The sequence below is a fragment of the Flavobacterium flavipallidum genome (assembly GCF_038289905.1).
GTDB classification, from domain to species: domain Bacteria; phylum Bacteroidota; class Bacteroidia; order Flavobacteriales; family Flavobacteriaceae; genus Flavobacterium; species Flavobacterium flavipallidum.
In genome coordinates this window covers 154,095-165,446 of record NZ_JBBYHU010000005.1, presented here as the reverse complement: position 1 = coordinate 165,446, position 11,352 = coordinate 154,095, and the positions used below count along the sequence as shown (strand labels likewise).

The 11,352-nt window shown below is 31.0% G+C and carries 7 protein-coding genes; all 7 read left to right on the top strand.

Features of this window, described 5'->3' with window-relative positions; translation table 11 throughout:
* The first annotated feature begins 735 nt into the window (after nt 1-735).
* The gene (locus AAEO59_RS04590) at nt 736-2,157 is read left to right on the top strand and encodes a glycogen synthase (protein WP_341699561.1); all 1,422 of its coding nucleotides are present in this window, start codon (nt 736-738) and stop codon (nt 2,155-2,157) included.
* Nucleotides 2,154-3,434 (top strand): glucose-1-phosphate adenylyltransferase, encoded by a 1,281-nt coding sequence (locus AAEO59_RS04585; protein ID WP_341699560.1) that lies wholly within the window; start codon nt 2,154-2,156, stop codon nt 3,432-3,434. Before AAEO59_RS04590 ends, AAEO59_RS04585 begins: the two co-directional genes overlap by 4 nt.
* A 63-nt stretch (nt 3,435-3,497) precedes the next feature.
* Nucleotides 3,498-5,402 (top strand): 1,4-alpha-glucan branching protein GlgB, encoded by a 1,905-nt coding sequence (glgB, locus tag AAEO59_RS04580; protein WP_341699559.1) that lies wholly within the window; start codon nt 3,498-3,500, stop codon nt 5,400-5,402.
* A gap of 205 nt (nt 5,403-5,607) precedes the next feature.
* A complete protein-coding gene (locus tag AAEO59_RS04575; RefSeq protein WP_341699558.1) occupies nt 5,608-8,004 on the top strand; it encodes a glycoside hydrolase family 31 protein in 2,397 nt (798 codons plus the stop codon).
* Nucleotides 8,005-8,043: 39 nt separating this feature from the next.
* Nucleotides 8,044-8,862 (top strand): M48 family metallopeptidase, encoded by an 819-nt coding sequence (locus AAEO59_RS04570; RefSeq protein WP_341699557.1) that lies wholly within the window; start codon nt 8,044-8,046, stop codon nt 8,860-8,862.
* A gap of 131 nt (nt 8,863-8,993) precedes the next feature.
* A complete protein-coding gene (locus AAEO59_RS04565) occupies nt 8,994-10,310 on the top strand; it encodes an MFS transporter (RefSeq protein WP_341699556.1) in 1,317 nt (438 codons plus the stop codon).
* 51 nt (nt 10,311-10,361) lie between these two features.
* Nucleotides 10,362-11,252, top strand: a complete 891-nt coding sequence (locus AAEO59_RS04560; protein WP_341699555.1) for a DUF6252 family protein — start codon at nt 10,362-10,364, stop codon at nt 11,250-11,252.
* Nucleotides 11,253-11,352: the final 100 nt, after the last annotated feature.

Genomic DNA, 11,352 nt, shown 5'->3' with positions numbered 1-11,352 from the left:
CTTCTGAGTTATTAGCGGAAATCACTTCAAAGTATTCTACTAAAAAATCAGGCAGCATAAATTTTAAAAGTTCTATAGAAGTCATCAATAATTCTTATAAAGACAAAGTTCTTCTTTTTTTTTAAATATTTGCCCCCAGGTTTTGAGATTGATCCGAAAAAAATCAATTTTATATATCAATGATTTGATTTAGGTATAAGGTTTTATATAACTATTTTTAATAAATATATTACAGGAATATATTAAAATGCTATTTGGTAAATGTTATTATTATTCATTTATATTTTATAATAGAATACATTTTTTTCTCCTAATAACATTCTTTTTCATGTATTTCATATTGAGATTTAATAATTAATTTGTTTTTGGTCTGATAAATGTTTGATTAGGTTATCAAATTATTACTATTTAAAATATTTAGATTTTAACTGAATTATATTTGTTTAATTTTAAGCATTTAAATTTGAGAATATATTGATTATTTGATGTGTTTTTTAAAATATTATTAAACTATAATACTCTTTAATTATATGACTTTATATTAATATTTTAAGACAAATAAATGAATAATTAGTCTTAATATTTTTTAAATTTTACTTTAATTGTTTAGATTTTTTACTATATTTAGAAAAAGTTAAAAGATATTATTTTAATCATTTTCTAGTCGATATAAAAGAATTTAGACTGTTTGACTTTTTATTATTTTTTTAACCATAAAAAACTTAAATCAAATACATGGAGATTTTTCATATTAGCGCAGAGTGTTATCCAGTAGCTAAAGTTGGAGGTTTAGCGGATGTAGTAGGTGCTTTGCCAAAATATCAAAGTAAAGCGGCTCATGAATTAAGAGTTGTGATGCCTTGCTATGAAACCAAATTCAGGAATGAAAATGATTTCGAATGTGTTCATTGGGGTACTGTCAAATTAGGAAATTTTAATTTTCCATTTAGTGTACTTAAAGAGACAACTGATAAACTTGGTTTTGAGTTGTATCTTATGGAAATTCCTGAACTTTTTGATAGGAAAGATGTTTATGGTTATGAGGATGATATTGAACGTTTTGTTGCTTTTCAAATTGCAACTTTAGATTGGATCATAGGTAGGGCATCTATGCCAGACGTGATAAATTGTCATGATCACCATACTGGATTGATTCCATTTATGATGCAATATTGTCATAAGTATCATAAATTATTGAATACACCTTCAATGATTACCATTCATAATGGCTTGTATCAAGGACAGTTTAATTTTGATAAATTACATTATTTACCTGAATTTGATTTATCTCATGTAAAAATACTTGAATGGAGTCATTGCATAAATTCCTTAGCTGTAGGAGTTAAATGTGCTTCGGCAGTTACGACTGTTTCTCCAAGCTATTTGGATGAAATCAATCAGTCAGCTAATGGTTTAGAATCTTTGTTTAATCTCGTTCGTTATAAATCGAAGGGTATTTTAAATGGAATAGATACTCAGGTTTGGGATCCAGCAAAAGATAAAATGCTTGAAAAAAATTATTCTATTCAAAATTTTGAAAAAGGAAAGCAAGAAAACAAAGAAATTCTATGTGGTCTATTTAATCTAGATCCTACAAAACCATTATTTAGTTTTATAGGTCGTTTGTGGGATGAAAAAGGGGGAGATTTATTACCGCAGGCATCGGCTTTGGCACTTTCTGAAAATTATAAGAATATAAACATTTTAATTTTAGGTTCTGGTAGTGGATATATTGAGAATCAGTTGAATAGTCTTCTGGTTGATTACAAAGGTAATTATAATACTTTTATTGGTTATAATGAAGAATTAGCACATTTAATTTATGCTGGAGCCGATTTTTTATTGATGCCTTCCAGAGTTGAACCATGCGGATTAAATCAGATGTATTCCTTGCGTTATGGTACAATACCAATAGTAAGAAGAACAGGAGGTTTGCAAGATACTGTAATTGATTTTGGAGATGATGGAAATGGAATTTGCCATAATCAAGCTTCGGTTGGAGATATTTGTTACTCCATTCAAAGAGCGGTTAATTTGTATAATGACAAAGAACATTTAAACAAAATAATAAAATTAGGAATGAGTATTGATCATTCATGGGAAAAAGCCAGTCAGGAATATATAGATATGTACAACTTAATACGAAACAAAATATGAAGGCAAAAAGAAAAAATGTCATTGCTATTATCTTAGGAGGGGGGCAAGGATCAAGATTATACCCATTAACCGAAACCCGATCTAAGCCTGCAGTGCCGGTAGGAGGAAAATATAGATTGGTAGATATTCCAATTTCTAATTGTATGAATTCAGATATTTATAGAATGTTTGTTTTAACGCAATTTAATTCTGCTTCTTTAAATGCTCATATTAAGAATACCTATGTGTTTAGTGCTTTTAGTCAGGCATTTGTAGATATATTAGCAGCAGAGCAAACTCCTGATAATCCAACTTGGTTTCAGGGAACTGCCGATGCTGTAAGACAATGTATGCCTCATTTTTTGAATCATGATTTTGATTATGCTTTAATTTTATCAGGAGATCAATTGTATCAAATGGATTTTAACGATATGATTGAAGAGCATATTAAAAAACAAGCTGATATTTCAATTGCTACTTTGCCAGTAAATGCTAAAGATGCACCTGAATTTGGAATACTTAAAACGAATAGCGATAGTTGTATTGAGTCTTTTATTGAAAAACCTGCAAAAGAATTATTGCCTGATTGGGAATCGAATGTAAGTGATCAAATGAAAGCTGAAGGTAAAAACTATCTAGCTTCAATGGGTATTTATATTTTTAATAAAGATCTTTTAGTAGAACTTATGTCGAATAAGGAAACTAAAGATTTTGGTAAAGAAATTATTCCTCAAGCAGTTGGTAAGCAAAAAATTCTAAGTTATCAATATGAAGGATACTGGACTGATATTGGAAATATTGATTCTTTCTTTGAAGCAAATATTGGTTTAACCGAAGATGTTCCTAAATTTAATTTGTTTGATAATGACAACAAGATTTATACAAGACCAAGGATGTTACCTCCTTCAAAGTTTAAGAACACTTTGGTAGACAAATCATTGATTTCTGAAGGATGTATTATTAATGCTAAAGAGATTGTTCATTCGGTAATAGGAATCCGTGCCAGAGTAGGAAAAGATTCTGTTATTAGAAATACTTATGTAATGGGTAATGATTTTTATCAGAGTATTGAAGATATGAATGAGGATCAAAAGAATAATAAAATATTAGTTGGTATTGGTGAAAATTGTTACATCAATAATGCTTTAGTTGATAAAAACTGTCGTATAGGTAATAATGTACATATTAACGGTGGTAGTCATTTAGAAAATACAACAAATGAATTGTATGCTATAAAAGAGGGTATTGTTGTAATTAAGAAAGGAGTGACTTTACCAGATAATTTTAAAATTGGATAAGTTAACAACAAATTATATATCAACATTCTATTTTCTAAAATTTAGAGTTATACCAACAATACTATGAGTAAAGTTATTTCGCATTCCCTTTTTACTGATTTTGATATTAACTTATTCAAAGCTGGAAAACATTTTAGATTGTATGAAAAGTTAGGTGCACATTTAATTGAATTAGATGGGGTTCAAGGAGTTTATTTTGCTGTTTGGGCGCCTACAGCTTCTTCGGTTTCTGTAGTAGGAGATTTTAATTACTGGAATCAGGGAGAACATGAATTATATGTGCGCTGGGATTCCTCTGGTATTTGGGAAGGTTTTATTCCTAATATTAAAAAAGGAACTACATATAAATACAAAATTATATCTCACAATCAAGGATTAGTGACTGAAAAAGCGGATCCTTTTGCTTTATACTGTGAGAAACCCCCACATACAGCATCTATAATCTGGGATTTAGATTATGATTGGGATGACTCAAAATGGATGGAAAACCGTAAGGAGTATAATGCACTAGATAAACCATACTCGGTTTACGAAGTTCATTTAGGTTCATGGAAACGTGCCGAGGGAAATCAATTTTTGAGTTATCATGACTTAGCCGAAGATTTAGTGAGCTATGTTAAAGATATGGGTTTTACTCATGTCGAATTTATGCCAATAATGGAATATCCTTATGATCCATCATGGGGATATCAATTAGTAGGTTATTTTGCTCCAACTTCCCGTTTTGGTGATCCGCAGGGATTTATGCATTTAGTAGATAAATTGCATCAAGCCGGAATAGGAGTTATTTTGGATTGGGTTCCTTCACATTTCCCTGATGATGCGCATGGACTAGGATATTTTGATGGTTCTAATTTATATGAGCATCCAGATAGAAGAAAAGGTTATCATCCTGATTGGAAAAGTTTAGTTTTCAATTATGGAAGGAATGAAGTCCGATCATTTCTAATAAGTAATGCGCTTTTTTGGTTACAGCATTATCATATTGATGGCTTGAGAGTTGATGCAGTTGCTTCAATGCTTTATTTAGATTATTCAAGAAACGATGGAGAATGGGAGCCAAATATTTTTGGTGGAAATGAAAATCTAGATTCTATAAGCTTTTTAAAGGAATTTAATGAAGTAGTATATTCAAATTTTGAAGGAGTTCAAACTATTGCTGAAGAAAGTACTTCATTTCCAATGGTTTCTAGACCAACTTCAGTTGGTGGATTAGGTTTTGGTATGAAATGGATGATGGGATGGATGCATGATACATTAAAATATTTTCAAAAAGCTACTGTTTATAGAAAATACCATCAAAATGATTTGACTTTTTCTATGACTTATGCTTTTACGGAAAATTTCATGTTGCCTTTATCACATGATGAAGTAGTTTATGGAAAAAAATCTATTGCAGATAGAATGCCTGGTGATGAATGGCAAAAATTTGCCAATTTACGTCTGCTTTATGGTTATATGTTTACACATCCAGGAGGTAATTTACTTTTTATGGGAGGTGAATTTGGTCAAATGGCTGAATGGAATTTTCAAGAAAGTTTAGATTGGCATTTATTGCAATATCCAGTGCATAAAGGAGCCCAACAATTTGTTAAAGATTTAAATGCTTTGTACAAATCAGAGCCTGCATTGTATGAAAAACAATTTAGTCATGAGGGATTTGAATGGATTAATTATTCTGATCATCAAAACGCAGTTCTTTCATATATTCGAAAAGGAAATGATTCTAACAATGATTTAATAGTTGTCTGCAATTTTACCCAAATTGTTCGCAAAAATTACAGAATAGGAGTTCCTAGAAAAGGTATATTAGAAGAAATTTTTAATAGTGATTTAGAAAAGTATCAAGGTAGTAATGTTATCAATACTTCTAAATTGAAAGTAGAATCGAGTCCATATGGAGGTAGAGATTATTCGGTTGAATTGATACTTCCTCCGTTAAGCGTTACCGTTTATAAGTTTTCTTAACTATTTTGTATGTGTCTAAATAATAAGAATATACGATAAATAATTTTAAAGTGAAAGAAGTATTAATATAAAAGTTAATACTTCTTTTTTTTGTGAATTCCTCAACTACAACGTTTTCGTGAATAAAAAAACTAATATTTATTTATAAAAAAGATTTTTCGTAAGTTTGAGAGAATGAGTACATTATTAATGAAAACCCTAAAAGATGATTACAAATACTGAATTAGAATACAAAGGAGATTTATATCCTTCTAAAATAGTTTCCTATACCCAAGATGTTGATTCTGTATATTTTTATACTGATAATAATGTCATTTTAAAATTAACAGTACTTAGAGATAGTTTGATTCGTTTTCGTTTTACAACTAAAGGGTATTTTAGTAATGATTTTTCATATGCAATTGACAAAAGCCATTCTCATGGCTATAATCATTTAGAAATTAGTGAAGAAACAACATATTATAAAATCACGACTACTAAAATCGTTTGTAAAATTCAAAAAGCTGATTTAAGAGCTTCTATATTAGATTTGAAAGAGAATATAATTTTAGAAGATGAATTAGGATTTCATTGGGAAGAATGTTACGAGTTTGGGGGAAATATTGTAAAAATGAGTAAATCTTCACGAGATGGAGAATGTTTTTACGGTTTGGGAGATAAAGCTACTCAATTGAATCTTAAAGGGAAAAGAGTAGAAAATTTCGCAACTGATCAATATGCATTTCAAAAAGAACAAGAACCATTATATAAAGCAGTTCCATTTTATATAGGTTTACATCACAAACAAGCATATGGAATTTTCTTTGATAATACATTTCAATCTTTTTTTGATTTTTGTCATGAACGAAGAAATGTAACTAGTTTTTGGGCTCATGGTGGAGAAATGAACTATTATTTCTTCTATGGACCTAGTATGCAGGACGTGGTTACATCTTATACTGATTTGACTGGAAAACCAGAGTTGCCACCTTTATGGGCTTTAGGATACCATCAATGTAAATGGAGTTATTATCCTGAGAGTAATGTTAAAGAAGTTGCTGCCAAATTTAGAGAACTACAAATTCCTTGTGATGCTATCTATTTAGATATCGATTATATGGAGGGATTCAGGTGTTTTACCTGGAATAAAGAATATTTTCCTGATCCTAAACGAATGGTTTCTGAGTTAGCTGAAGATGGTTTTAAAACGATTGTTATCATTGACCCAGGAATAAAAATTGATAAAGATTATTGGGTATACAAAGAAGCTTTAGCCAAAGATTATTTTTGTAAAAGAGCCGATGGTCCTTATATGAAAGGGAAAGTTTGGCCAGGAGAATGTAATTTTCCAGATTTTACAAATCCCGAAGTTAGAGAATGGTGGGCTGGATTATTTAAAGAATTAATTTCAGAAATAGGAGTAAAAGGAGTTTGGAATGATATGAATGAACCTGCAGTAATGGAGGTTCCTAATAAAACATTCCCAAATGATGTTCGTCACGATTATGACGGAAATCCGTGTAGTCATAGAAAAGCTCATAACATTTACGGAACTCAAATGGCAAGAGCAACTTATCATGGGGTGAAACGTTTTGCTTATCCAAAAAGACCATTTATTATTACAAGATCGGCATATTCTGGAGCACAACGTTATACTTCATCTTGGACGGGAGATAATGTTGCGAGCTGGGAACATCTTTGGATTGCTAATATCCAAGTACAAAGAATGTCCATATCAGGAATGGGCTTTACAGGTTCAGATATTGGTGGTTTTGCAGAACAACCTACAGGTGAATTGTATGCGAGATGGATTCAACTTGGTGTATTTCATCCGTTTTGTAGAACGCATTCATCTGGTGATCACGGAAATCAGGAACCTTGGGCTTTTGATGAAGAAGTTATTGATATTACCCGAAAATTTGTTAGTCTTCGTTACCAATTACTTCCTTATTTATATACCATGTTTTGGCAATATATTGAAGAAGGAACTCCAATGTTGAAACCACTGGTTTATTTTGATCAAGAGGATATTCAAACACATTATAGAAATGACGAATTTATTTTTGGTAACCAAATCTTAGTTTGCCCAATTTTAGAACCTAATGCTCAAGGTAGAAGGATGTATGTTCCAAAAGGGCAATGGTATAACTATTGGAATAATACTTTAGTGAAAGGAGGAAAAGAAATGTGGGTGGATACTAAATTTGATGAAATTCCCGTTTTTGTAAAAGCTGGAGCTATAATTCCTAAATATCCTGTTCAACAATATGTGGGGGAAATTGAAATTGAAGAATTGACTTTGGACGTGTATTATAAAGAAGGAAAAGAAAAATCAGTCGTATATGAAGATGGTCAGGATGGATATGATTATAAAAAAGGCAGGTTTAGTTTGTTATCGTTTCAAATGACAGGGAAAGAAAAAGAGTTGTCCATTCAATTACATAAAGACGGAAAATTTAATACGAATTACTCGAAATTTAAAATTAATTTTATAGGATTGCCTTTTGAAGTTCAAAAAGTACGAATTGACAATGAGGATGTTGAATTTGATACAAATAGTTTTAATATAGAGCAATCTTTATTAATTTCTAAGGAATTTAGTGTCTTGCATATTATTGGATAATAATTGTACTTTTGTCAGTAAAGTAAAATAAAAACTGTGATGAAAAAAAATTTAGTATTTGTAGGTATTGCTACTTTAGGGCTAATTTATTCTTGTGCAACGAATCCGTTAACTGGAAAGAAAACGTTGAATTTCGTTTCTAATAGCGAATTATTTCCTTCTTCTTTCCAACAATACGGAACATTTTTAAAGGAAAACAAAGTAATTTCTGGTACAGCCGATGCTAAAAAAGTTGAAACTGTTGGAATTAAGATTAAATCAGCAGCCGAACGTTATTTGGCTTCTCTTGGTCAAAATGATTATTTAAAAGATTACCAATGGGAATATAAGTTAGTTGATAGTAAAGAAGTAAATGCATGGTGTATGCCAGGCGGAAAAATTGTAGTGTATTCAGGTATTTTACCAATTACGAAAAACGATGCAGGATTAGCAACAGTTATGGGACATGAAGTTTCTCATGCTTTAGCAAATCATGGAGCGCAACGTATGAGTGCTTCTCAATTGCAAACTTTAGGTGCTGCAGGTGTTGCTGCTGCAACCGGAAGTATGAGTGCAGAAAAACAACAAATGTGGCAGCAATATTACGGAATTGGATCTAACGTAGGAGGGATGCTTCCATTTAGCAGAAGCCATGAAACAGAAGCGGATAAAATTGGTTTGATTTTAATGGCAATTGCAGGTTATAATCCTGAAGAAGCAATTTTATTCTGGACAAGAATGTCGGCTAATTCTGGAGGACAAGCACCGGCTGAGTTGTTAAGTACACACCCTTCAGACGCTACTCGTATTGCAAACTTAAAAGCAATGATACCAGAAGCTAAAGCTGTTGCAGCTAAATTTGGGGTTGTTTTTAAATAAGATAATCTGGAAAAAAAGTTATAGGCCAATTCGTTTGAATTGGCTTTTTTTATGAACAAAACTTTATTTTTTAGTTGTTTTAGGTTGAAACTATTTTAAAAATAATAAATTCGTCAAAAAAAAAAAACGATATGATTCATTTACAAAAAGGAGATAAAAAATTATTAAATGCCTGGGCTTTTTATGATTGGGCCAATTCTGTTTATCCGTTGGTTATTTCGTCTGCAGTTTTTCCTATTTTTTATGATGCTTTATTTTCTGAAAGTGGTCGTTATATTAATGTTTTAGGTTTTAGTGTCAAAAATTCTGCATTAATAAGTTTTGTTACTGCAATTGCATTTTTAAAAGTAGCCTTTTTGTCTCCCTTATTATCCGGAATTGCTGATTATGTTGGGAACAAGAAGTTTTTTATGAAATTCTTTTGTTACATGGGAGCGCTTTCCTGCATGGGGTTATATTGGTTTGATTTGAATCACATTTACCTAAGTTTATTGTTTTATCTATTAGGTTTGGTTGGTTTTTGGGGTAGTTTAGTTTTTTATAATTCTTATTTACCGGATATTGCTTTTGAAGAACAGCAGGATGCTATAAGTGCTAAAGGATATTCTTTAGGTTATATAGGAAGTGTTGTGCTTTTAATTATTAATTTGGCAATAGTAATGAAACCGGAGTTGTTTCATATTTCTGATACTCCAGAGGAGTCAGCTGCCATGAAAGCGATGCGATATTCTTTTGTAATGGTTGGGGTTTGGTGGATTTTATTTAGTCAATATACGTATTATTATTTACCACAAGGAACTAAAGATACCAAACAAAAAGTTACTAAAGCGATAATCTTTAATGGATTCAAAGAGTTAAAAAAAGTTTGGGGTTTACTAGAAGAGAATATTCGTTTAAAAAGATATTTGAACAGTTTTTTTGTTTACAGTATGGCTGTACAAACAGTTATGCTAGTAGCTACTTATTTTGGTTCCCAAGAGATTAGTTGGGAATCTAAAGATCAAAGTACGATAGGTTTGATTATTTGTATTTTATTAATTCAAATTGTTGCTATAATTGGGGCATTTGCAACATCGAAGGCTTCTCAAAAATTTGGAAACATTTCTACATTAATATTTATTAATAGTATTTGGGTTTTATTATGTATTGGAGCCTATTTTATAAAACTTCCAATTCATTTTTACTTTATGGCCGCACTAGTAGGATTAGTAATGGGAGGTATTCAGTCGTTAAGTCGCTCTACCTATTCTAAATTTTTGCCAGAAACTGAAGATACTACTTCTTTTTTTAGTTTTTATGATGTTGCCGAAAAAATAGGAATTATTATAGGTATGTTAGTCTATGGAATAATTGATCAAATTACTGGTAGTCCAAGATATTCAATCGTATTTCTGGCTGTTTTTTTTCTTATAGGGGTTCTTTTGTTAAGAAAAGTACCGAAGAAATAGTAAGAAAAATAAAATAAAAAATTATATTTGGTGCTAGAAACGCACCAAATTATGAGAGTATTAAAAAATCATTTCTTTTACCTAGTGTTATGTTTTGTAGCACTTTTCACTTCCTGTGTTTATGAACCTATTGATGGAACGGTTGAAGGCGCTCCTGATACAGGGGGAAATACTTCTGGGGTATTTAAGGCCGATTTTAGCGGCAAAACATGGACAGCTAAAGAGACTCAAGTTGTAATTTCAGGAAATTTTATTGAAATAGTTGCTTTTAAAGATAATGGAGAAGTCTTTTCATTTATCATTGAAGGGGCAACAGAAGCTACTTATCAAGCTAATATCAATTTTTTGGGTTATGTACCTGCAGGTTCTAAATATGGATATTTAGCTTTGAATGATAATAATCCTGATGAAAACACTGGGTCAATTACCATTACAAAAATTGATACTGAAAAGAAAACTATTTCAGGATCTTTTAAATTTAAAGGTTATTGGTCTGATTCAGATAATCCCAAATCACCACTTCAGTTTACTAATGGAGTTTTTACCGATTTGCCATATATTACAGAAGAGGAAACAGATGATTCTTTTTCTGCAAAAGTAGGAGGTGTAAATTTCATAAGTACTGATATCATGGGGAGTGTTTTAGGTGTAGGTACAGATGATTGGATTGCAATTGGTGCTCAAGATGCTAATATGAATTTTATTTCTGTTTCTTTAAAAAATAATTTAGTAGCCGGAACAACCTATCCAATCACTAGCAATAGATTAACGGATGATGTTCAGGCTTCCTATGAAGATGATAACGGAGAACATCAGGCTGTTTCAGGGAGTGTTAAAATAATTTCTATTACTGATGACAGAGTTAAGGGTACATTTTCTTTTGTGACTAATGGAACGCCAGCAATAAATGTGACTGAGGGTAGCTTTGATGTTGCTTATTAAGTACAATTTAATTTAAACAAAATGCCTTCAATAAGTAGTTTGCTTCTTGAAGGCATTTTGTTTTTATAAACTTATGGCATAAAACTTGACTTTATATAAC